The organism is Hoeflea ulvae (assembly GCF_026619435.1).
Taxonomy (GTDB): Bacteria; Pseudomonadota; Alphaproteobacteria; order Rhizobiales; family Rhizobiaceae; genus Hoeflea; species Hoeflea ulvae.
Window position 1 is genome coordinate 3,937,959 of record NZ_JAOVZQ010000001.1, and the last position, 21,054, is coordinate 3,959,012.

A 21,054-nucleotide genomic window follows, 5' to 3' on the forward strand; every position below is an offset into this window, starting at 1 on the left:
CTCACCCGCCGGATGGTTTTCCTGGAAACAACGAACCGGTTGCGCCCTATTCGGCGTTGACCGACGACACTGCAAGATTGGTCAGCTTGCTGTTGGCGGCCTTTTCCTGGTCGAGAATGCCCGACAGCAGGTCATGGGCTTCGCTGTGACCCAGCACCTTGGCCCATTCGCGCAGCGTTCCATAGCGGGCGATCTCGTAATGCTCGACGGCCTGGGCTGCGGCAATCAGGGCGGCGTTCTTGGCCACGCCGGTCGCCTCTTCCATGATACCTTCAGCTTCCTTGATCAGGCCTTCGATGGCGTCGCATTTTTCGCCCGAGGCTTTCTTGCCGATCGACGCGAACACCTTTTCCAGGGTCTTGACCTGGCCCTTGGTCTCTTCGATATGCTCGGCGATCGCGTCCTTCAGCTTCTTGCCATTGGCAGCGGCCTGGACTTTCGGAAGCGCTTTGACCAGAGCGTTTTCGGCGTAGTAGATGTCCTGCAGGGTATGTTCAAAGGCGTCGGACAGGGTCTTCATGGCACATTTCCTTTCAAAACAATGATATAGGGTCGGCTTCAGGGCATGGTTACAGGGGTCGCTTCGGACCGGACCTGGCGGGAACCAGAGCTGCTCTGTCCCGTCTGGCGCTCAACGATGCAGGGGGAATTTGTTCCCGGACCGGGGACGCGATTTCGCGTGATGCGGGTGTCAGGGACAACCCGCCATCGCGGCGCGCCGGCGCGCTGCATCCGGTCGAAAGACAAAAATGCCAGCCGGCCTGTAAGCCGGGTTCTGTAAGGCCTCCGCCCGAGGGCGAAGACGTGGCAGCCATTCCTCTGGGATACGCATTGCTGCGCACCTCAAGCAACCTACCCGGATGATCAACCCCGGAAAAAGGGCCGGACTTGCGTCCTGCGTCATCCCTATTCGGTCTTGCTCCCGGTGGGGTTTACCGTGCCGCTTCCGTTGCCGGTCGCGCGGTGGGCTCTTACCCCACCCTTTCACCCTTACCCCGCCATCTCATCGCCGCGAAACCTTTAATCAGGCACCGGCGATCAGAAGGCGGGGCGGTTTACTTTCTGTGGCACTTTCCCTGGGGTCGCCCCCGCCGGACGTTATCCGGCACCGTTTATCCGTGGAGCCCGGACTTTCCTCGCCCTGCTGTCTTTCGACGTTGCAAGGCGCGGCTGCCCGGCCGACTGGCGCGCTCTCCTTAGACCATGCGTCAACCGATGGCCAGAGAAATGCCACCCCTGCTGAAAGCCTTTCCGTTGACAAAGGTCACGCGTCAAATTATCAGCGCGCAGGGTGAAGGCCCCTGCCGCTCGCTGGCTTGTCCATGGTGAAGTCCTTCGCAATTCTCTCATCCACCGATTTCAGTTGAATGCGGTCTGATGGCAACGCGAGCACCCCTCATGTTTTCCGCATCCAGACACTGAAAGAGGTTTGTGATGACAGAAACGTCTCCACCCGAAAACAACATCTATCTTGCCGGGCCACTGCCGGCCTTGTTCGCCAAAACCGCCACGCCGATCATCGTGGTGATGGGCGTCAATGGCCTGTTCACCGTGGTCGATGCCTATTTCCTCGGCGCCTATGTCGGGGCCGATGCACTGACTGCGGTGACATTGATGTTTCCGCTCTACATGCTGCTGGTCGCGCTCTCAACGCTGGTCTCGAACGGCTTTGCCAGCGTCTTTGCCCGGCTGATCGGCGGCGGCGAGCGGCAGCGCGCGCGCACAGTATTCGCCCAGGCCGTGCAACTCTCCCTCGTTGTCTGCGCTATTCTGATTGCGCTGTTCCTGACGATCGGCAACGCGCTCAGCTTGATGGCAGCCAATGGCAATGCAGCGTTGGCGGCGATGGGCTACACCTATATCTCCATCCTGATCCTGTCTTCGCCGCTGGTCTTCGTGCTCTCGATCAACATCGCCGCCCTGCGCAGCGAAGGCCTGCTCACCGCCATGGCGGCGATCACGCTGATGTCGGCTCTGCTCAACATCGGCTTCGACTATCTCTTCATCGTCGAACTTGGCGCGGGCGTGGCCGGTTCGGCCTATGGCACTGTGCTGGCGCAGCTCTGCTCCATGCTTGCCGTGATCATCTACCGCAAATCCACCACCCCGAAGACCTCCACACTCAGCCTTCCGGCATGGCACGGAGCAAGCCATTGGGGCGAACTCCTGGCCTTGGGTGCGCCTTCGAGCCTCGGCTATATCGGCATGTCGCTGTCGGCGGGTCTGACACTCTACTGCCTGCAGCTGTGGGCAGCGGACACCTATGCCTCGACGGCAGGCGCGTTCGGCATCATTACACGGCTGATCACCTTCACCTTCCTGCCATTGCTGGGGCTGAGCATGGCGTTCCAGACCATCGCCGGCAACAATTTCGGGGCGAAGCTGGCAACACGAACCGACAAGAGCATCAAGCTGGCGCTGGTTCTGGCGCTGGTCTACTGCGTGATCGTCGAGCTGATCTTTCTCGGCACCCGCTCACAGATTGGCTACATCTTCATTGAGGATCACGCCATTTCCGGCGAAATCGCCCGGATCCTGCCCTACATCGTCCTCACAACCTTCATCTTCGGTCCGGTGATGATGATCGGGGCCTATTTCCAGGCGATCGGCGATGCGCCCAGGGCAGCGCTGCTGGGCCTGTCAAGAACCTATCTGTTTGCCCTGCCACTCACTTTTGCGCTGCCGTTCTGGTTTGGCGAGCCGGGCATCTGGTATGCGGGCATCGTCGCCGAGCTGCTGGTGCTCGCAACGACTGTGTTTGTGCTGATTCACCGCAAGCGGCTGGCAGGACACCGCTGGGGGCTCCTGGAAGCCCGCATATGACGCTTGCTCAATCGCAAAGCGGTCACCAGTCAGGCGGCCGCAAATTATTCCGAATTTTTTCGGAACCTTTTTCACCATGCCGCGTTTAGAGATTGCCGGGATGTTGAAGAAAGGATCCCCCGCCTTATTTCATCAGCTTGGCAACCTTGCCGCAGTAGCGCTTGGAAACAGGATTCATCCGCTTGGCGCCATGTCCGGCGTTGTATTTCAGGATCGTGCCGCAGGTGGTGCCGCCACCGAGTTGATGCGCCTTTGCCAGATACAGCATGCCATACTTGATGTTGGTCTCGGGATTGTAGAGCCCCTTGGTCGACCCCTTGTAGCCCATCATCCGCGCCGTGGCCGGCTTGATTTGCATGAGCCCCACCTCGCCTGCCGAACCGCGGGCATTTGCGCGATAATTGCTTTCCACCGAAATCACCGCATGGGCGAGCGATTCAGGAACGCCGTGGGTCTTGGCATATTTGGAAATCAGCTTGCCATAGGGCCTGCCGGAATAGCCAAAGCTCATGTCCGAGCCCTTGATCGAGCTCTTGGAGATAGATCCGGTGGTCTCACCCGAGATCGCGGTGGTTTCGCAGCCCGTAAGCACAACACAAAGCAGGGCCGCCGCGGCAGCCGAGAAAATTCGACGCATGTTTGATTTACTCCGATAGCACCCTGCTCACGCGTTCATCGACGGTGACCGGGGCATGCCCCTGGCGCGTTTCATGTCAGTCCGGTACCGGCGGAGGCCTGTGGCCAAATATCCGGTCCGAACGTTGAAGCCCACTCAATCAGGGCACAGACAGGCGGAATTAAGGTCAGGCAACCCAAAAATGCTGCATCGCAATAAACTTAAGTGACACTCTGTAACACTTGCCGCTCTCAACAGCGGGCCAAAGGCTCAAGCCATGCTGGTCAGCGAGGTCAGCAGCTTGTGCAAGGTGCCGATGGTCGAGGCATCGGCAATGCCGTCGACACGCTCGGGCCGGAAATGGCGCTGGAAGGCGCGGATCACGGCCGCAGTTTCGGCATCATAGGACCCGTCAACCCGCACATTGTAGCCATACAGCGACAGCATGGTCTGCAGCGCCTCCACCGGCTGGCCCGTGTCGCCCTCCTGGAAAAACCGCCCGCCGCCCACCGGCAGCGGCTCGACCCAGTGGCCGATCCCGGCTTGGTGCAGCCGCTCCCGGGGAAAGCGCTCGCCCGGATCCTGCTTGCGCATCGGCGCGATGTCGGAATGGCCCAGCACCCGCTCGGCCACCAAGCCGTGGCGGCCGATGATGTCGCGGCACAGCGCGATCACGGCTTCAATCTGAGCGTCATGAAAGGGCGGCGAATCCGCCGCATGGCCTGGATTGGCAATTTCAATGCCGATCGAGGCGGAATTGATGTCGGTTTCGCCCTTCCAATGGCTCTGACCTGCGTGCCAGGCGCGCGCGCTTTCGGGCACCATCTGGGTGACCAGTCCCGCCTCGTCGACAAAATAATGCGACGAGACCTGGCTCTCTTCCGTGCACAGCCAGTCGAGCGCTGCCTGCGCGGTGGGCATGCCGGTATAGTGCAGGATCAGCATGTCGGGATCATTGCCGGTCTTGCGCTCGCCACAATTCGGCGATGGCCGCACTGTGGCTGCGGCAAAATCCGGCTGGAACCCACTCATGCCGCGGCGCGGGCTTTCTCGATCACCGCATAGGCATCGTTGAGCGCCGCCATCCGGTCATTGGCGATCGACAGGAAGGATTCGGGCACGCCGCGGGCGCGCATGCTGTCGGGATGGCTGTCGGCAGCCAGCGCCCGGTAGCGTTTCTTGACTTCGTCAAACGGCGTCGTGTCCGGCAGACCCAGCACCGCATAGGGATCAATTCCGTCGGGGTGAACATGGCGCGCCATGATCCGGTCGAAATGGACTTCATCGACATGGAAGATGTCGGCAACATTGGCGATGAATTCGAGTTCCTTTTCGTGGATCAGCCCATCCGCCTTGGCGATGTGGAACAATCCATCCAGAACATCCTCGAGCATGGCGCAATTGGCGTTGCCCGACCCGCACATGCCCGCCACCCGCTGGGCATAGGCCTCGTAGCCGGCAACATCCTGCTTGGCCAGATTGTACAGCCGCGCCACATTGGCGGCCTCGTCCTGCGGGATCGCGAAAATCTCCTGGAATGCCCGGACTTCCTCCGGCGCGACAATGCCGTCGGCCTTGGCCATCTTGGCCGACAGCGCAATCACGGCGACGGAAAACGCCACCTTGCGCCGTGTTTCGGGATCGCCGGCAAAGACCGTTCGCACGGCTTCGACAACGCCTGAAAAGGCAGTGGACGCTGTTTCGCCAATCGCGTCGAACAGGCGGGAGAACATAGACATGATTTGTTCTTAGGCGATTTGAACGAAAAAATCGAGCGTTTTGCAGCGCACAATCAAACTTCGATCCATCACCCCTGTCGATCCGACCCATCGCCGAAATTCGCTGGACCATCGCAGCGCGGCACCGCTAAAGCTCATCCCATGACCGACACACCGATTGCCCAGCCCCTCGTCTCGCCCGCCGGTGCCGCAACCCCGGCCCCCGCTCCGCCGGCCCATCCGCTGGCCGGACTGGCGCTCGGTTTCATCGGCGTTGTGATTTTCGGCGCGACCCTGCCTGCGACCCGCATCGCGCTTGATGGATTTTCGCCCGCCTTCATCACCTTTGCCCGCGCCCTGATTGCGGCAAGTGTCGCCGGCGCCACGCTGCTCATTCTCAGAAAGCCGTTCCCGCGCAAACATGCGCTGTCGCTGCTGATGGCCGGGGTGTTGCTGGTCTATGGTTTTCCCGGCTTCTCCAGTGTCGCCATGCAGACCGTGCCGGCGTCGCATGGCGGCATCGTGCTTGGCGTGCTGCCGTTGCTGACCGCCACTTTTGCCGCCCTGTTCGGCGGCGAACGTCCCGGTCCGGCATTCTGGGCCTGGAGCATTGCCGGCGCCGTTCTGGTGATGATCTTTTCGCTCTCGGGCGCCGATATCGCGCCCGGCCTCGGCGATCTCTGGCTGGCCTGTGCCGCCCTGTCGGCGGCCTGCGGTTATGTCATTTCCGGCAAGCTGGCCCGAACCAGGCCCGGCTGGGAAGTGATCAGCTGGGCGCTGGTGATCACCGCGCCGCTGTCGCTGGCAGGCACGCTGTTCACCCGCGAGACCGGCATCCATCAGCCCGACACCAACGCCCTGATCGCGCTCGGCTATCTGTCGCTCGGCTCGATGTTCGCCGGCTTCATCTTCTGGAACTGGGGCATGGCGATCGGCGGCATCGCCCGCGTCGGCCAGGTGCAACTGCTGCAAAGCTTCGTCACGCTCGGCGTCTCGGCCTTGCTGCTGGACGAAACCGTCACCCCGGTGATGCTCGGCTTCGCCACCGCCGTCGGAATTGTGGTCTGGTGCGGCCGCAAGGCCAAGGTGGGGTGATTGCCAGGACACCAAACGTCAAACCGGCTATCAGCTGTGCCCCATCGCCGCCCGCGGCTTGTAGGCAGCTTCCAGCACACGGATCGAGGCTGCATCAAGCTTCACATCAAGCGCGGCGATCGCCTCGTCGAGCTGACCGATCTTGGTGACACCGACGATCGGCGCGGTGACGAAGGATTTTGACAGCACCCAGGCATAGGCCACCTGCGCCGGCTTGACCCCGAGCTTGGCGGCAACCTTCTCGACCTTTGCCAGGATCGCGTAATCCTGTGCCGATCCGAAGAAGCCGAGCGCCAGCTTGTCGGTGGCAGCACGGTTTGTTGCCTGCCCGTCCTTCGGCCGGTTGCCGGCCAGAAACCCGCGCGCAATCGGTGACCAGGGCACCACGCCGACGCCTTCGCTCTCGCAATAGGCCATCATCTCGCGCTCTTCCTCGCGATAGGCCAGATTGTAGAAATTCTGCATGGCGGCAAATTGCTGATAGCCGCGCGCCTTCTGCATCTCGCGCAGCTTGGCGAATTGCCAGGCCCACATCGACGAGGCCGCGACATAGCGCACCTTGCCGGACTGGATCACCGCTTCCAGCGCATCCAACATTTCTTCAAATTCGGTGTCGGGATCGAGCCGGTGGATATAGAGCACATCGACATAATCCATATCGAGACGCGTCAGAGACTGGTCGATCTGGTCAAAAATGTGCTTGCGCGACAACCCGCGGTCATTGGGACGGCCATCGCTCATCCGCAACCCGACCTTGGTCGCCACCACGATTTCGTCGCGCTTTGCATAGGCCTTCAGCGCCCGGCCGGTGATCTCTTCGGAATCGCCGTAATTGTAGTGATTGGCGGTATCGTAGAAATTGATGCCGCTTTCGACTGCCTTGCGGAAGAACGGCTGCGCGGCCTCCTCATTGATCACCCAGGGATGCGTCGGCCCGCCCGGCGTGCCGAAACTCATGCAGCCCAGGCACAACCGTGAAACCTTGAGACCCGTTTTTCCAAGCCGGACATAGTCCATGCGCATTCTCCCATTGGCTATCAGAAAGCCGGGCGACGATAGTCAGTCGGCGGACAGGCGGTCAAGGGCGCAGCTCCAGGAGCGGCCGGGCCGGCACAGCAGGCCGCCCGGCCATGCCGCAATCCTACTGTTTGATCCATTTTCACTGTACCCACAGGACATTTTTCGCTAATATTTTGTCTGGGAAATGCAATTGATATGAAAAGGATATGGCTGTGAGCGAGCAGGAACGCCCCTCCGACATGATTGTTTCATCGCGGCATCTGGCGACCGAAGATGGATGGCGCTCTTCCGAATTCGAATATGGCCTCATCCTGGCTTACAACGGCTTTGCCCGCTGGATCGGCCGCTGCATGGTCGCCAGCGGTTATGATGGCCTGACCACGCTTGAAATCCTGGTGCTGCACCACATCAACCACCGCGCCCGTCGCAAGCGGCTGGCCGATATCTGCTTCCTGCTCAATATCGAAGACACCCACACAGTCAATTACGCGCTGAAGAAACTGCAAAAGGCGAAGCTGATCCAGGGCGACAAGGTCGGCAAGGAGCTATTCTACAGCACCACGCCAGAGGGCGAGGTGCTCTGCGACAAATACCGCGAGGTTCGGGAGCAGTGCCTGGTCGAAAACCTCAAGCATATCGAGACCAGTCCCGACGATCTGCGCGAGACCGCGGCATTCCTGCGCACGCTGTCAGGCCTTTACGATCAGGCCGCACGCGCTGCCAGTTCGCTCTAACCGACCGCGGTATTGGTGGACGGTGGGCGCCGTCAGTTGCCCATCAGCGATGGAAGATAGGTGGCGATTCCCGGAAACAGGGTGATCAGCGCCACCGCCAGCAACAGGAGCAGGAAGAACGGCAAGGCCGCCTTGGCCACTCGCAGGATATCGAAGCCGGTCAGGCCCTGAATGACAAACAGGTTGAAACCCACCGGCGGCGTGATCTGCGACATCTCGACAACGATGACCAGGTAGATGCCGAACCACAGCGGATCGATGCCTGCTTCCAGGATCATCGGCATGATGATCGAGGTGGTCAGCACCACCACCGAAATCCCGTCGAGGAAACAGCCCAGCACGACAAACAGCACCGTCAACGCCGCCAGCAGCGCATAGGGCGACAGCCCCATTTCGGCGATCCATGTCGCCAGGTGCCGCGGGATGCCGGTGAACCCCATCGAGACCGACAGAAAGGCGGCACCGACCAGAATGAAGGCGATCATGCACGACGTCACCATCGCCCCCATCAGGCTGTCCTTCAGCATCGCAAAGGACAGCGACCCGTTGGCCCAGGACAGCACCACCGCAAGCACCACCCCGACGGCTGCGGCATCGGTGGGCGAGGCAATGCCGATATAGATCGAGCCGATGACGCCAGCGATCAGTGCGAGCACCGGAACCAGACGGCCCGAGGCCCTGACCTTGGCGCCGAAACTCATCTCGTCCTGGTCATCGGGAATGCGCGACGGATAGATCAGCGCATAGGCGATGACATAGGCGGCAAACATCGCCATCAGCATCAGCCCGGGCAGGATGCCCGCCACGAACAGGCGCGCGATCGATTGCTCGGTGGCGACACCATAGACAATCAGAATGATGCTCGGCGGAATCAGCAGTCCCAGCGTCGCCGAACCGGCAAGCGTGCCCAGCACCATGTCGTTCGGATAGCCACGCTCGGTGAGTTCGGGCACCGACATCTTGCCGATCGTCGCAGCCGTCGCAGCCGACGACCCCGACACCGCGGCAAAGATCGCGCAGCCGAAGATATTGACATGCAGCAACCGTCCCGGAAGCCGCTTCAGCCATGGCGAGAGCCCCGTGAACATGTCCTGCGACAGCCGCGACCTGAGCAGGATTTCGCCCATCAGGATGAACATCGGCAGAGCTGCCAGCGCCCAGGAGGTGCTGTGACCCCACAGCGTGGTGGCGATGATCGGGCCGATCGGTGCGTTGGACAAAAGCCACATGCCGAGCGCGCCGGTGACCATCAGCGCAAAGGCCACCCAGACGCCTGCGCCCAGCAGGATCAGCAGCGTGACAAACAGCAATATGATCGTGACAATATCGCTCATCTGCGCGGCCTCACTCGGAGTTCATCTGCGGCACGACCGAGCCGCCGGTGCGGATCGTCTGCACGGTCAGGTCGATCAGCGCGATTGTCAGGATCAGCAGCCCCGCCAGCACCGTCGATTGCGGCACGAACAGCGGAATGGCGACAATGCCCGACGACATGTCGCCGAATTCGTAGGATTCCAGCGTCAGCCGGTACATGTAATAGGTCGCCACGCCAGAGACCACGGTCCCGATCAGCAGCGACACCACCTCGCCCACAAGCCGCAGGCCGGTTGGAACGATGTTGAGCACCATGGTGACCCGGATATGGCCGCCGCGCACCAGCGTGTAGGCCAGCGCCAGAAACGTCGATGCCGCCAGCATGTAACCGGCGAAATCCGCATAGGACGGGATGGTCAGATTGACGGAGAGCAGGCCAGTCTTGGTGACAAGGTTCAACACCACCTGCGTGGTCACCAGCAGGCAGATCGCCGCAATCAGCATCGCCGAAACCAGTCCGCTGATGGTGTAGATGGCATCAAGCAGCTTGCGCATGGAACTTCCCCCACTCTGGCAATCGTCGCTGACAAACCGGCCCGGCAGGCATGCCGGACCTGGCATCAAACCCCCCGGCGAACAATCCGCCGGGGGCTTGCAGTCCTATTGCCCGAAAGCAGCGACGATCGACTTGGCCTGCTCCGAGGCGGTTTCCTGCCATTCAACCTGCATCGTCTCGCCGATTCCCCGCAGCCCCTCGAGCAGTTCGGCGCTCGGCTCGACAATGGTCATGCCGTTGTCTGCCAGAACCTTGGTCTGGGCTTCGGTTTCCTGCATGCTCATTTCCCAGCCGCGGGTTTCCGCAGCGGCGGCGGCTTCCAGCACGGCAGTGCGGGTTGCCTCGTCAAGACCGTCGAAGGCTGCCTTGTTCACCACGACGATATTCTTGGGCACCCAGGCATTGATCGGGGTGTAATGGGTCACGTAATCCCAGGCCTTGCCATTGGCGCCGGTCGAGGGCGAAGTGATCATCGCTTCGACCTGGCCGGTCGAAAACGCCTGTGGAATGTCAGGAACTTCGACCTGGGTCGGCGCAGCGCCGGCCAGCGTGGCAAATTTCTCGAGCGCGGCATTGTAGGAGCGGAACTTCAGGCCCTTGAGATCGGCGACCGTCTTGATTTCTTTGTTGGTGTAGAGCCCCTGCGGCGGCCAGGCCACAGCATAGAGCGGCACCAGCTTTTGTTTGGCCAGCAGTTCGGTGATCACCGGCTTCTGCGCGTCCCACAGTTTCTTCGCGTCTTCATAGCTGGTGGCGACGAAGGGCTGTGAATCGATGCCATAGGCCGCGTCTTCATTGGCCAGCAGCGACAGGAAAAACTCGCCGATCTGCACCTGTCCGCCCCGCACGGCATTCTTGATCTCGCCATGCTTGATCAGCGACCCGGCGCTGTGAACGGTGATGTTGAGACCGCCATCGGTGGCCGTCTTGATGTCGTCAGCGAACTGATTGATGTTGACGGTATGGAATGTCGCATCGGGATACGGCGTCGGCATATCCCAGTCGGCGGAAAGCGCCGATGTGGATAGCGTTGCGGCAAACAGGCCGACAACGACGGACTTGGCAAAGATGGTATTCATGCGTGCTCTCCTCTGGGCTCGAACGCAGAATGTGACCTTATGGCTGGACACTGCAACTGCGGGCCGACTTGGTTTAAAAAAGTTACGTTGACAATTTGTCAGCGTTTTGTGAAAAGATCAACACAAATATTCAAAACCGCACGCATGGGCGCGAGGAGACACCAATGACAAACTCCGAATACTGGGATTTCTGGATCGATCGCGGCGGCACCTTCACCGATATCGTGGGCCGCGCCCCCGACGGCACGCTGCACCAGCGCAAGCTGCTGTCGGAAAACCCCGAAGCCTATCCCGACGCCGCCATTCAGGGCATCCGCGACCTCCTGGGCATCAGCGCCGAAGACGCCATTCCCGCCGACCGCATCGGCCACGTCAAGATGGGCACCACCGTTGCCACCAATGCGCTGCTTGAGCGCAAGGGTGACCGCACCCTGCTGGTCATCACCAAGGGTTTCCGCGATGCGCTCAGGATCGCCTATCAGGCCCGGCCCGACATCTTCGCCAAGGAAATCATCCTCCCCGAACAGCTCTATGAGCGCGTCATCGAGGTCGAGGAACGCATGACCGCCGTTGGCCGGGTGCAGCGCACGCCGGACATCGACCCGCTGGAGATCGAGCTCGCCAAGGCCCGAGCCGATGGCATCGACACTGTCGCCATCGTGCTGATGCACGCCTGGAACAACCCGATCCACGAAACCCTGGTCGAGGCGGCCTGCGTCCGCGCAGGCTTTTCACAGATCTCCGTCAGCCATCAGGTCTCGCCGCTGGCCAAGCTGGTCGGCCGCGGCGACACCACCGTCGTCGACGCCTATCTCTCGCCGATCCTGCGCCGCTATGTCGACCGGGTCGCCGGCGTTCTCGGCGCCACGCCCTCGGGCCAGCCCGGACCGACGCTGCAATTCATGATGTCCTCGGGCGGGCTCACTGCCGCCGACATGTTCCGCGGCAAGGACGCCATTCTCTCCGGCCCCGCCGGCGGCGTCGTCGGCATGGTCGAGACCGCCAAGCTGGCCGGTTTCGACAAGGTCATCGGCTTCGACATGGGCGGCACCTCCACCGATGTTGCCCATTATGACGGCGATTACGAACGCGCCTTCGACACCGAAGTCGCCGGCGTGCGCATCCGCGCGCCGATGATGCGCATTCACACCGTCGCCGCCGGTGGCGGTTCGGTGCTGCACGCCGATGAAGGCCGGTTCCGCGCAGGCCCCGATTCCGCCGGCGCCAATCCCGGCCCGGCCTGCTATCGCCGCGGCGGCCCGCTCACCGTCACCGATGCAAATGTCATGCTCGGCAAGCTGCAGCCCGATTTCTTCCCGTCCATCTTCGGCCCGGCGCAGGACCAGCCGCTCGACGCCGAGGCCGTACGCCAGGCCTTTGCGGAACTGGCCAAGGATCAACCCGGCAAATCCGCCGAAGACATCGCCGAAGGCTTTGTCACCATCGCCGTCGAGAACATGGCCAATGCCATCAAGAAGATCTCGGTGCAGCGTGGCTATGACGTCACCCGCTATCTGCTCAATTGCTTCGGCGGCGCCGGCGGCCAGCACGCCTGTCTGGTGGCCGATGCGCTGGGCATGGAATCGATCCTCATCCATCCCTTCTCCGGCCTGCTCTCGGCCTATGGCATCGGCCTCGCCAGTGTCTTTGCCTCGCGCCAGCAGGCGCTGATCAAGCCGCTGGGCGAGGAAAGCCGCGCCAAGGTGCAGCAACTGATCGATGCTCTGTGCAACGCGGTGTTCGAGGAACTGGCGGCACAAAGCGTTCCCGACGACGCCGTAAGCTGGCGGCCGCTGTTGCAACTGCGCTATGACGGCACCGACACCACCATTCCGGTGGCCTTTTCCGACTTCGATTTTGCCGGTGCCCGCAGAGAATTCGAAACCGCCCACAAGGCCCAGTTCGGCTTCATCTATGACAACAAGACCATCATCATCGAGGCCGTCTCGGTCGAAGGCATGGATGACCGCGGCGACGAGCGCAGCGAACAGGAGCACCCGCTCGACGACCGCTCGCTCGAGACCGGCGACACCAGGCCGCTCTATTCGGGCGGCGCATGGCGCGATGCCCGCGCGGTCCGCCGCGCAGCACTCAAGCCCGGCAACAGGCTTGCCGGCCCGGCGCTGATCATCGAGCCCAACCAGACCGTCGTCATCGAACCGGGCTGGACCGCCACCATCAATGCCCGCGACCACATCGTGCTCACCCGCCACGAAAAGCTTGAGCGCGCCCAGGCCATCGGCACCCGCAAGGCCGACCCGATCCTGCTTGAAGTCTTCAACAACCTGTTCATGTCGATCGCCGAACAGATGGGCCTGACGCTGCAGAACACCGCCTATTCGGTCAATATCAAGGAGCGGCTGGATTTCTCCTGCGCCGTCTTCGACCGCACCGGCGCGCTGGTTGCCAATGCGCCGCACATGCCGGTGCATCTGGGCTCGATGGACCGCTCGGTGGAAACCATCATCCGGCTGAACCAGGGCGACATCCATCCCGGCGATGTCTTTGCGCTCAACGCACCCTACAATGGCGGAACCCACCTGCCCGACATCACCGTGGTCACGCCGGTGTTTTCAGACGACGGCACGGAAATCCTGTTCTGGGCGGCCTCGCGCGGCCACCACGCCGATGTCGGCGGCACCGCACCGGGCTCGATGACGCCGCTCGCCACCACAGTAGACGAGGAAGGCGTGCTGATCGACAATTTCCGCATCGTCGAGCGCGGCCGCTTCTGCGAAGACGAACTGGTCAGGATCCTCACCGATCATGCCTATCCGGTCCGCAATGTCACCCAGAATGTCGCCGACCTGAAGGCCCAGATCGCCGCCAATGAAAAGGGCGTCGCCGATCTCAGAAAAATGGTCACCGATTTCGGGCTCGATGTTGTCGAGGCCTATATGGGCCATGTCCAGGACAATGCGGCCGAAAGCGTCGCCCGGGTGATCGAGACCCTGTCCGATTGCGAATATGAATACCCGACCGACACCGGCCAGGTGATCAGGGTCAAGATCTCGGTCGACCGCGACAAGCGTGAAGCCACCGTTGATTTCACCGGCACCTCGGACGCGATGGAAAACAACTTCAACGCACCCGAACCGGTGGCGCGCGCCGCCGTGCTCTATTGCTTCCGGGTCATGGTCGAAAAGCCGATCCCGATGAATGCCGGCTGCCTCAGGCCGATCCGCATCATCATCCCCGAAGGCTCGATGCTCAAGCCCGCCTATCCGCGCGCTGTGGTCGCCGGCAATGTCGAGACCTCGCAGCACGTCACCAATGCCATCTTCGGCGCTCTTGGGGCGCTCGCCAACAGCCAGGGCACAATGAACAATCTCACCTTCGGCAATGACCGCCACCAATATTACGAGACCATCTGCTCGGGCTCGCCGGCAGGCTATGAGAATTCCGGCCGCGGCTTCAACGGCACCTCGGGCGTTCACACCCACATGACCAATTCACGGCTCACCGATCCGGAAATCCTCGAAATGCGTTTTCCGGTGCAGCTCGAAGATTTCCATGTGCGTCAAGGTTCCGGTGGCAAAGGCAGGTTCAGTGCCGGTGACGGCACCATCCGCACCATCCGCTTCCTGGAAAAAATGGAGCTCGCCATCCTGTCGTCACACCGCAACCGTCCGCCGCTCGGCATCGATGGCGGCGGTGAAGGCCAGGTCGGCCTGACCCAGGTCCGCCGTCTGGATGGCAAGGTCGAAACCTTGAAGGCCTGCGATCAGACGGTGCTGGAAGCCGGTGAAGCGGTGATCCTGACCACGCCGACTGCCGGAGGCGCCGGCAAGGCCTGAGCCCGCCGGAGCCGCTGCGGCAACGCAGGCTCACCCGGTCTTGAGCAGGTGGAACCTGTCGGAACCGGCAGGTGACAGGCCCGGCAGCCCATCAAAAAATTGCCGGGCGCGCTCCGCATTCAGGGCCGGCCCGGCAAAACTGCCCTGCACGGCTTCGGCGCCCGCCTCGCAGGCGCATACGAGGTCGTCCTCGGAATTGACATCGGTCAGCACCACCCCGGTTCCCACGGTGGCCGCCAGTTGCAGAAACAGGTTCAGCATCTGCGGCATGCTCTTTTCGCCGGCAATTGCCTTGATGCCGGCCAGGCTGAGCCGGACGCAATCGACCGGATAGGGCCGGCCCATCGACAATCCGGCAACGCTGGCCGCGAATTCGCTGACAGCAATCCGCACGCCCGCACGCCGCAACAGGTCGAGATTGTGCAGGGCCACCGGGCATTCGGCTATCGCGGCATTGGACTTGACGTCGAACACAAGCTGTCCCGGCTCGACCCCGGCCCGGTCCAGTTCCTTGGCAACCAGCGGAGCAAAACCCGGGTCCTGAAGCTGCGGCGCACACAGCGGCAAGGTGATTTCAACGCGCGCGTTCCAGCTGCCGACATCGCCAAGCGCCTGGCGCAGCATCCACTTGCCGATCAGCACGATCAGCCCGCTCTGCTCCGCCACCGGCATGAACACATCCTGTTCGACCGCGCCGAGCTCCGCATGGGTCCAGCGCAACCGGGCCTTGACCCCGGACGGCGCCAATGTCTCGGCCTTGATCACCGGCAGATAGTCGAGCTCGAAGGCGGAGGTCTCGACCGCCTGGCGCAATGCGGCTTCCAGCCCGCGCTGCTCGCGATAGTCGCTGTCCATGTCCTCGGTGAAGAAACAATAACTTGAGCTGGGCGTCGATTTGGCCCGGTACAGTGCCAGGTCGGCGCGCTTGAGCAGATCCGGCAAACCGGTCTCGCCGGCATTCCCCGTGGCGATTCCCGCACTGCCGAAGGTGTCGATGACGCTGCCGCCGAAAAACACGGGGCGAAACACCTGCGCGGTGAAATCCTCGCAGAAGCCGGCAATCTCATCCTGGCCGTGGGCTCCCTCCCAAAGGATCACGAATTCATCGCCGCCCAGCCGGTAGACCCGGCGGCTGGCGCCGCAATAGCCGTGCAGCCGGTCGGCCAGCGTCTTGAGCACCGAATCGCCTGCCGCATGCCCCATCGTGTCATTGATGAACTTGAACCGGTCGAGATCAAACAGCACCAGCGTCACCGGTGACGGCTGATCCGCAGCGCCTTTGGCGATCTGCTCGAAATCCTCGATGAGCGCATGACGGTTGCGCAATCCGGTCAGGCTGTCGTGATAGGCGGCCCGGCGAAACCGCTCGACATCGGCCCGTTCGCTGCCAATCTGCCGTGCAAGATGGTCGTGGCGGCGGCCAAGGGCTGCAATAAGCCCGGTGGCAGCAATTGGTGCGGCGATCACGGCCACGCCGAGCGCGCTGACCGAAGCCCCGATGCCCGCCTGTCCCCCGCTTGTGATCAAATCTCCGGCAAAGGCCACCAGAGGTGTGACCGATGCGATTGCCAAACCAGCGATTGCATATCGCTTGCTTTTGTTTGGCACATAAGAATTCAGCATCATGCTAAATACTCCCGTTCCCAGGCCACCATAACCCGCCAACATTTAACAAAAAATGACCCGTGATTTTTATAGTAAACGCATGATTTATCTTGTTTTTCAAAATTTAAGTTTTTGCGGGTAAAAGGAACGCAATCTCGCCTTGCCGATGCCGTCAAACGGGAGACACCCCCAAATCCGGACTGTGTAGCGCCTTGATGACCCACCATAATTCGCCCAGGAGCAATTCCCTGCCCCGTCACAACCCGGCTTCGGCCGCTGCAAAACCGTCGCCGGAGCGCGCCACGCTCTCCCTGTGGAAAACCGGGCGCGGTCTCAAAATGGCACTGATGGCACTGCTTGCCGCCTCAGCCGTCGGCTTGTCGGGTTGCAGTTCCACCAATATCGAAGACAGCCTTCAACCGATCGGCAACGCGAAGAAATCCGCCCCGGGCCCGGCCCGCGCCGTCGTCAAGCTGGCCGCGCCCGGCAAGGGCCGCTATGGCGACAGCAAGCCGGTGGATTTCGGCAAGTACCACCCCGACCGCTACCCGGTCCACGGCATCGACATTTCCAAATGGCAGGGCGAGATCGACTGGAACGAGGTGCGCAAGGCCGGCATCGCGTTCGCCTTCATGAAGGCCACCGAAGGCGGCGACCACACCGACCGGAGCTTTGACGAGTACTGGCGTGGCGCCCGCGCCGCCGGCATCGCCCATGCGCCCTATCACTTCTATTATTTCTGTACCCCTGCGGCGGACCAGGCGCGCTGGTTCATCGCCAATGTGCCGCGCGCCTCCGTGCAGATGCCGCCGGTGCTGGATGTGGAATGGAACCACGCTTCGCGCACCTGCACCAAGCGCCCCGATCCCGCGACCGTGCGCGCCGAGATGAAGATCTGGATGGACATGGTCGGCGCCCATTACGGCAAGCAGCCGATCATCTACACCCCGGTCGATTTCCACCGCGAAAATCTCGACGGCCATTTCAAGGGCTACCAGTTCTGGCTGCGCTCCGTTGCCGCCCACCCGCACGAGATCTATCCCGATCACCCCTGGACCCTGTGGCAATACACCGGCACCGGCATGATTCCCGGCATCAAGGGCAACACCGACATCAACGCCTTTGCCGGCACCAAGGCGCAATGGAAGGAATGGCTGTGGAAATATTCGCGCTGATGACCTTCATGGTGCCGGCCATGGCCGCATCGTCCGGGCAGGAACCGGGCAACGGCCAGCAGGAGGCCTGATGACCGGCATCGACATCCGTCCCTCCGGTCCCGGCGACCTCGCGTCGATCGAGCGGATCTATCCGGACGCCTTTCCGGAAGAGGATCTGCTGCCGCTGGTCCGGCAATTGCTCACGCAGGAACCGGCGGTCCTCTCGCTGGTGGCCGGCGCCGGTCACGAGATCACCGGCCATATCCTGTTCACCCCGTGCGGCATCACCGGCAGCGACACCGCGGCCGCATTGCTGGCGCCGCTGGCCGTGGCGCGGAAATACCAGCGGCAGGGCATTGGCACGGCACTGATCGCCGAGGGGCTGAGCCGGCTGAGACTTGCCGGCGTGACCCGGGTCTATGTGCTGGGCGATCCGGCCTATTATGGCCGCAGCGGCTTCGAACCGGAAACCGCAATTTCCCCGCCCTACCCCTTGCCGGAGCAATGGCGCGATGCCTGGCAGTCGGTCAGCCTCGACACCTCCCAGCCGCCCGCTCGCGGCACGTTGCTGCTGCCTGAGCCATGGATGCAGCCGGCGCTGTGGGCGCCATGACCATCGGCAACCTGCCCCCGCCGCTGGTCCCATTGCCAAGCGAAACCGGGCGCAAAAACCGGATTCATCTCATCATTGCCACAAATCTGGGGTGGGTTCGCCGTCCCATCAGGAGTTGACGCCATCATGCCATCGAAAATCACCCTCGCCCTTCTTCTCTCGAGCTTTCTGGCAACGCCGGCGCTGGCGCAAGCACCGGCCTGCGGCGGCAATTTCGCCCAGTTCCTCGAAGGCGTGCGCGCAGACGCGGTGGCGCGCGGCATCAGCGACGAGGTCGCCACCAAGGCTTTGCGCCGCGCCAGCATTGACAACAAGGTGCTCTCGCGCGACCGCGCACAGGGTGTGTTCCGGCAGACATTCTTGGAATTCTCCAGGCGCTCTGTCAGCGCCAACCGCATGCAGGTCGGCGCCCAGAAGATGAAGCAATATGCCAGCACCTTCGCCCGCGCCGAAGCCGAATATGGTGTTCCCGCCGCAGTGATCACGGCATTCTGGGGGCTGGAAACCGATTTTGGCGCGGTGCAGGGTGATTTCAACACACTCAACGCACTGGCAACGCTGGCCCATGACTGCCGCCGGCCCGAACTGTTCCGTCCACAGCTTCTGTCCGCCGTCGAGATGGTCGCCCGCGGTGATCTCGACCCGGCCACCACCACCGGCGCCTGGGCCGGTGAAATCGGCCAGGTCCAGATGCTCCCCAAGGACATTATCGCCTATGGCGTCGATGGCGACGGCGACGGCCATGTCAATCTGAAGAAATCCTCGGAAGACGCCATCATGACCGCCGCCAGGTTCATCCAGGCGCTGGGCTGGCGCGCCGGCGACCCCTGGCTGGCGGAAGTCACGCTGCCTTCCGGCAATTTTCCGCTTGAAAAGACCGGCCTCGGCCAGGGCATGACGCTCAATGACTGGACCAGCCTTGGCGTCAGCTTCCGCAACGACGTGCCGTCCTCGAAGAATCTGCCGGCCGATCTGGTCCTGCCCCAGGGCCGCAACGGACCGGCCTTCCTGGTGTTTCCGAATTTCGAAATCTACCTCGAATGGAACCAGAGTTTCATCTACACCACCTCGGCCGCCTATTTTGCCACGCGCCTTGCCGGCGCCAAGCCCTATGATGCAGGCAATCCCGGCGACGGACTTGGCGATGCGGCCATGAAACAACTGCAGCAGAAGCTCGCCGAACGCGGCCATGATGTCGGCAAGATCGACGGCATTCTCGGCGGCGGCACCCGCGCCGCCGTGCGCGCCGAACAGCTTCGCCTCGGCCTGCCGGCCGATGGCTGGCCCGATCAGGAGCTACTCGGCCGGCTTTGAGGTCTTCCTGCGCTTGGCCGGGGCAGCTTTCGGCTGCTCCGGTTTGACCTGCGCCTGCCCGTCGAGCGGCCCTGTCGCCGCCTGGTTGATCGATGGCGGCGGTGCCGCGGTTCCAGTGGCGTCAGGGTGAGCGTCGGGCATGTCCGAGAGTTCGACCACCAGCATCTGCTCATCCGTTGTCACCGTTTCAGGCCCGGCACCGCCATTCGCGGTCTCCTTGAGGACCGCGCGGCGCACCCGGCGCTGATACAGGGCGAAACGCACGGCGCGATAGCGCGCCCGCCCCGCCCAGACGACATTTTCCACGCCATCGAGTTCGCCCTCATAGGCCTGCGCCAGGGCCTCCTTGTAGGACCCCAGCCCTTCATTGGCGATCTCCTCGACCCGCTCCATCAGGTTGAACCAGACCGGCGACACCAGCAGCGAGATCGCCGTCACCGCGATGGCCAGACGGTAGATGTCGGAGCCGAACGCCCCGGATGCAAAGCCGGCGGCGGCGAGCACGAAGGAGAATTCGCCGATCTGCGCCATCGACAGGCCGGCCAGCAGGGCGGTCTTCGGATCGGACCCGGTAATCCGCAGCAGAAAGATGTTGAGCGCCGTCTTCATGGCCACAACCAGGAACGCGGCAGCCAGTACCAGCCAGACATTTTCGAGAATGAAATCGAGGTCGATCAGCAGGCCGATCGACAGGAAGAACACCACCAGCAGGATGCTCTGGATCGGCTCGATCACCGGAATCACCCGGCTGCGAAGCGTCGAATTGCCGACAATGATGCCGGCGAGAAAGGCGCCATAGACCGGCGACAGCCCGGCAAGGCCCGACAGGGCCGCGGCTGAAAAGCACAGCGCCAGCGAGCCGATGGCCAGAAGATCGACATTGTCCTCGATCGCTTCGGCAAAGGGCAGCTTGAGCTTGGGATGGCGACCGAACCACCACAAAAGACCGGCCAGCAGCGCCACCGCCACCACCACCTTGAACACGACGTCGCCCAGTTCGAAGCTCTCGCCGCCCAGGCTCGAGACCAGGATCAGCATCGGCACCACCGCGAGATCCTGCGCGATCAGCACGCCGACGGCGACCCGGCCCGGCGCCTGGCGCAATTCGCCCATTTCATCGAGCATCTTCATCGCCACCACCGTGCTCGACAGCGCGATGATGAAGCCCAGGATCAGGGTTTCGGCCGGGCTTGCGCCGAGCATGAATGCAAGCACTGCCGCCAGCACCATTGCGGCAACCAGCTGTCCTGCGGCCACCAGCACCGCCTGTTTGAGGCTCAGGATGAACGCCTTGATCGACAGTTCCATGCCGATGAAGAACAGCAAGATGATCACGCCCATTTCGGCCAGCAGCGAGACATTTTCTGACGTCGAGATCACGCCGAGCCCGGTCGGTCCGAGCGCCAGTCCGGCCAAGATGAACCCCACCAGCGGCGGTTGCTTGAGCCGCATGAATCCCAGCCCGAGCAGGGCCGCGATGGCGACGGCGATGGCGATCGACACCATGTGGTCGCCGTGATGAACGGCTTGATCGACAGCCTGTTCGACAACCCCGCCCACCGTCTCCACGGCACCCACGATTTGATCTTCCATCCATGTCTCCTTGTGCAGCC

Annotated in this window: 17 protein-coding genes and 1 other RNA gene; 7 read left to right on the forward strand and 11 right to left on the reverse strand. The window is 62.4% G+C overall.

Annotation, left to right across the window (positions count from 1 at the left end):
• Nucleotides 1-46: 46 nt before the first annotated feature.
• Both OEG82_RS18735 and rnpB read right to left on the reverse strand, forming a co-directional pair.
• The gene (locus tag OEG82_RS18735) at nucleotides 47-520 is read right to left on the reverse strand and encodes a YciE/YciF ferroxidase family protein (protein ID WP_267613886.1); all 474 of its coding nucleotides are present in this window, start codon (nucleotides 518-520) and stop codon (nucleotides 47-49) included.
• Between the two features lie 228 nt (nucleotides 521-748).
• Nucleotides 749-1,186: RNase P RNA component class A (gene rnpB / locus OEG82_RS18740), an RNA gene on the reverse strand.
• A gap of 248 nt (nucleotides 1,187-1,434) precedes the next feature.
• Between rnpB and OEG82_RS18745 the strand changes: the two genes are divergently transcribed.
• Nucleotides 1,435-2,823: an MATE family efflux transporter gene (locus OEG82_RS18745; RefSeq protein WP_267613887.1), complete on the forward strand. Its 1,389-nt coding sequence runs from the start codon at nucleotides 1,435-1,437 to the stop codon at nucleotides 2,821-2,823.
• Nucleotides 2,824-2,947: 124 nt separating this feature from the next.
• Here OEG82_RS18745 and OEG82_RS18750 read toward each other — a convergent pair whose 3' ends face one another.
• The 3 genes from OEG82_RS18750 to OEG82_RS18760 form a co-directional block, all read right to left on the reverse strand.
• A complete protein-coding gene (locus tag OEG82_RS18750; RefSeq protein ID WP_267613888.1) occupies nucleotides 2,948-3,460 on the reverse strand; it encodes a lytic transglycosylase domain-containing protein in 513 nt (170 codons plus the stop codon).
• A gap of 249 nt (nucleotides 3,461-3,709) precedes the next feature.
• Nucleotides 3,710-4,471: an N-acetylmuramoyl-L-alanine amidase gene (locus tag OEG82_RS18755; RefSeq protein ID WP_267613889.1), complete on the reverse strand. Its 762-nt coding sequence runs from the start codon at nucleotides 4,469-4,471 to the stop codon at nucleotides 3,710-3,712.
• Entirely contained in the window at nucleotides 4,468-5,178 is a 711-nt protein-coding gene (locus OEG82_RS18760) for a J domain-containing protein (RefSeq protein WP_267613890.1), read from the reverse strand. The genes OEG82_RS18755 and OEG82_RS18760 overlap by 4 nt, the downstream gene beginning before the upstream one ends.
• A 141-nt stretch (nucleotides 5,179-5,319) precedes the next feature.
• On the opposite strand from OEG82_RS18760, the gene OEG82_RS18765 reads away from it, so the two are divergent.
• On the forward strand, nucleotides 5,320-6,252 hold the full coding sequence (locus OEG82_RS18765) for a DMT family transporter (protein WP_267613891.1): 933 nt from the start codon (nucleotides 5,320-5,322) through the stop codon (nucleotides 6,250-6,252).
• Between the two features lie 30 nt (nucleotides 6,253-6,282).
• Here the strand turns inward: OEG82_RS18765 and OEG82_RS18770 are convergent, their stop codons facing one another.
• Nucleotides 6,283-7,269, reverse strand: coding sequence for an aldo/keto reductase (locus OEG82_RS18770; RefSeq protein WP_267613892.1), 987 nt, complete (start codon nucleotides 7,267-7,269; stop codon nucleotides 6,283-6,285).
• Between the two features lie 209 nt (nucleotides 7,270-7,478).
• Between OEG82_RS18770 and OEG82_RS18775 the strand changes: the two genes are divergently transcribed.
• A complete protein-coding gene (locus tag OEG82_RS18775) occupies nucleotides 7,479-8,006 on the forward strand; it encodes a winged helix DNA-binding protein (protein ID WP_267613893.1) in 528 nt (175 codons plus the stop codon).
• A gap of 32 nt (nucleotides 8,007-8,038) precedes the next feature.
• On the opposite strand, the gene OEG82_RS18780 is transcribed toward OEG82_RS18775, so the two are convergent.
• From OEG82_RS18780 to OEG82_RS18790, 3 genes are all read right to left on the reverse strand, one after another.
• A complete protein-coding gene (locus OEG82_RS18780) occupies nucleotides 8,039-9,340 on the reverse strand; it encodes a TRAP transporter large permease (protein WP_267613894.1) in 1,302 nt (433 codons plus the stop codon).
• 10 nt (nucleotides 9,341-9,350) lie between these two features.
• Nucleotides 9,351-9,875 carry a TRAP transporter small permease gene (locus OEG82_RS18785; RefSeq protein ID WP_267613895.1) on the reverse strand — a complete coding sequence of 175 codons (525 nt, stop codon included), beginning with the start codon at nucleotides 9,873-9,875 and terminating at the stop codon, nucleotides 9,351-9,353.
• 105 nt (nucleotides 9,876-9,980) lie between these two features.
• On the reverse strand, nucleotides 9,981-10,955 hold the full coding sequence (locus tag OEG82_RS18790) for a TRAP transporter substrate-binding protein (protein ID WP_267613896.1): 975 nt from the start codon (nucleotides 10,953-10,955) through the stop codon (nucleotides 9,981-9,983).
• 164 nt (nucleotides 10,956-11,119) lie between these two features.
• Here OEG82_RS18790 and OEG82_RS18795 point away from each other — a divergent pair, with 164 nt between their 5' ends.
• Nucleotides 11,120-14,752 (forward strand): hydantoinase B/oxoprolinase family protein, encoded by a 3,633-nt coding sequence (locus OEG82_RS18795; protein WP_267613897.1) that lies wholly within the window; start codon nucleotides 11,120-11,122, stop codon nucleotides 14,750-14,752.
• A 30-nt stretch (nucleotides 14,753-14,782) separates the two neighbouring features.
• Here the strand turns inward: OEG82_RS18795 and OEG82_RS18800 are convergent, their stop codons facing one another.
• Nucleotides 14,783-16,279, reverse strand: coding sequence for a putative bifunctional diguanylate cyclase/phosphodiesterase (locus OEG82_RS18800; protein WP_267613898.1), 1,497 nt, complete (start codon nucleotides 16,277-16,279; stop codon nucleotides 14,783-14,785).
• Nucleotides 16,280-16,695: 416 nt separating this feature from the next.
• On the opposite strand from OEG82_RS18800, the gene OEG82_RS18805 reads away from it, so the two are divergent.
• The 3 genes from OEG82_RS18805 to OEG82_RS18815 all read left to right on the forward strand — a co-directional run bounded on the left by OEG82_RS18805 (nucleotide 16,696) and on the right by OEG82_RS18815 (nucleotide 19,441).
• Nucleotides 16,696-17,532: a glycoside hydrolase family 25 protein gene (locus tag OEG82_RS18805; RefSeq protein WP_267613899.1), complete on the forward strand. Its 837-nt coding sequence runs from the start codon at nucleotides 16,696-16,698 to the stop codon at nucleotides 17,530-17,532.
• A 70-nt stretch (nucleotides 17,533-17,602) separates the two neighbouring features.
• Nucleotides 17,603-18,127, forward strand: a complete 525-nt coding sequence (locus OEG82_RS18810) for a GNAT family N-acetyltransferase (RefSeq protein ID WP_267613900.1) — start codon at nucleotides 17,603-17,605, stop codon at nucleotides 18,125-18,127.
• A 126-nt stretch (nucleotides 18,128-18,253) separates the two neighbouring features.
• Nucleotides 18,254-19,441 (forward strand): lytic murein transglycosylase, encoded by a 1,188-nt coding sequence (locus OEG82_RS18815; RefSeq protein WP_267613901.1) that lies wholly within the window; start codon nucleotides 18,254-18,256, stop codon nucleotides 19,439-19,441.
• Here OEG82_RS18815 and OEG82_RS18820 read toward each other — a convergent pair.
• Nucleotides 19,424-21,034, reverse strand: a complete 1,611-nt coding sequence (locus tag OEG82_RS18820; protein ID WP_267613902.1) for a cation:proton antiporter — start codon at nucleotides 21,032-21,034, stop codon at nucleotides 19,424-19,426. The genes OEG82_RS18815 and OEG82_RS18820 overlap by 18 nt on opposite strands.
• Between the last annotated feature and the right edge of the window lie 20 nt (nucleotides 21,035-21,054).

Excerpts from the sequence above, each read along its gene's own strand:
- OEG82_RS18735 (WP_267613886.1), bottom strand. The coding sequence starts at position 520 with ATGAAGACCCTGTCCGACGCCTTTGAACATACCCTGCAGGACATCTAC.
- OEG82_RS18745 (WP_267613887.1), top strand. The coding sequence starts at position 1,435 with ATGACAGAAACGTCTCCACCCGAAAACAACATCTATCTTGCCGGGCCA.
- OEG82_RS18750 (WP_267613888.1), bottom strand. The coding sequence starts at position 3,460 with ATGCGTCGAATTTTCTCGGCTGCCGCGGCGGCCCTGCTTTGTGTTGTG.
- OEG82_RS18755 (WP_267613889.1), bottom strand. The coding sequence starts at position 4,471 with ATGAGTGGGTTCCAGCCGGATTTTGCCGCAGCCACAGTGCGGCCATCG.
- OEG82_RS18760 (WP_267613890.1), bottom strand. The coding sequence starts at position 5,178 with ATGTCTATGTTCTCCCGCCTGTTCGACGCGATTGGCGAAACAGCGTCC.
- OEG82_RS18765 (WP_267613891.1), top strand. The coding sequence starts at position 5,320 with ATGACCGACACACCGATTGCCCAGCCCCTCGTCTCGCCCGCCGGTGCC.
- OEG82_RS18770 (WP_267613892.1), bottom strand. The coding sequence starts at position 7,269 with ATGGACTATGTCCGGCTTGGAAAAACGGGTCTCAAGGTTTCACGGTTG.
- OEG82_RS18775 (WP_267613893.1), top strand. The coding sequence starts at position 7,479 with ATGGCTGTGAGCGAGCAGGAACGCCCCTCCGACATGATTGTTTCATCG.
- OEG82_RS18780 (WP_267613894.1), bottom strand. The coding sequence starts at position 9,340 with ATGAGCGATATTGTCACGATCATATTGCTGTTTGTCACGCTGCTGATC.
- OEG82_RS18785 (WP_267613895.1), bottom strand. The coding sequence starts at position 9,875 with ATGCGCAAGCTGCTTGATGCCATCTACACCATCAGCGGACTGGTTTCG.
- OEG82_RS18790 (WP_267613896.1), bottom strand. The coding sequence starts at position 10,955 with ATGAATACCATCTTTGCCAAGTCCGTCGTTGTCGGCCTGTTTGCCGCA.
- OEG82_RS18795 (WP_267613897.1), top strand. The coding sequence starts at position 11,120 with ATGACAAACTCCGAATACTGGGATTTCTGGATCGATCGCGGCGGCACC.
- OEG82_RS18805 (WP_267613899.1), top strand. The coding sequence starts at position 16,696 with ATGGCACTGATGGCACTGCTTGCCGCCTCAGCCGTCGGCTTGTCGGGT.
- OEG82_RS18810 (WP_267613900.1), top strand. The coding sequence starts at position 17,603 with ATGACCGGCATCGACATCCGTCCCTCCGGTCCCGGCGACCTCGCGTCG.
- OEG82_RS18815 (WP_267613901.1), top strand. The coding sequence starts at position 18,254 with ATGCCATCGAAAATCACCCTCGCCCTTCTTCTCTCGAGCTTTCTGGCA.
- OEG82_RS18820 (WP_267613902.1), bottom strand. The coding sequence starts at position 21,034 with ATGGAAGATCAAATCGTGGGTGCCGTGGAGACGGTGGGCGGGGTTGTC.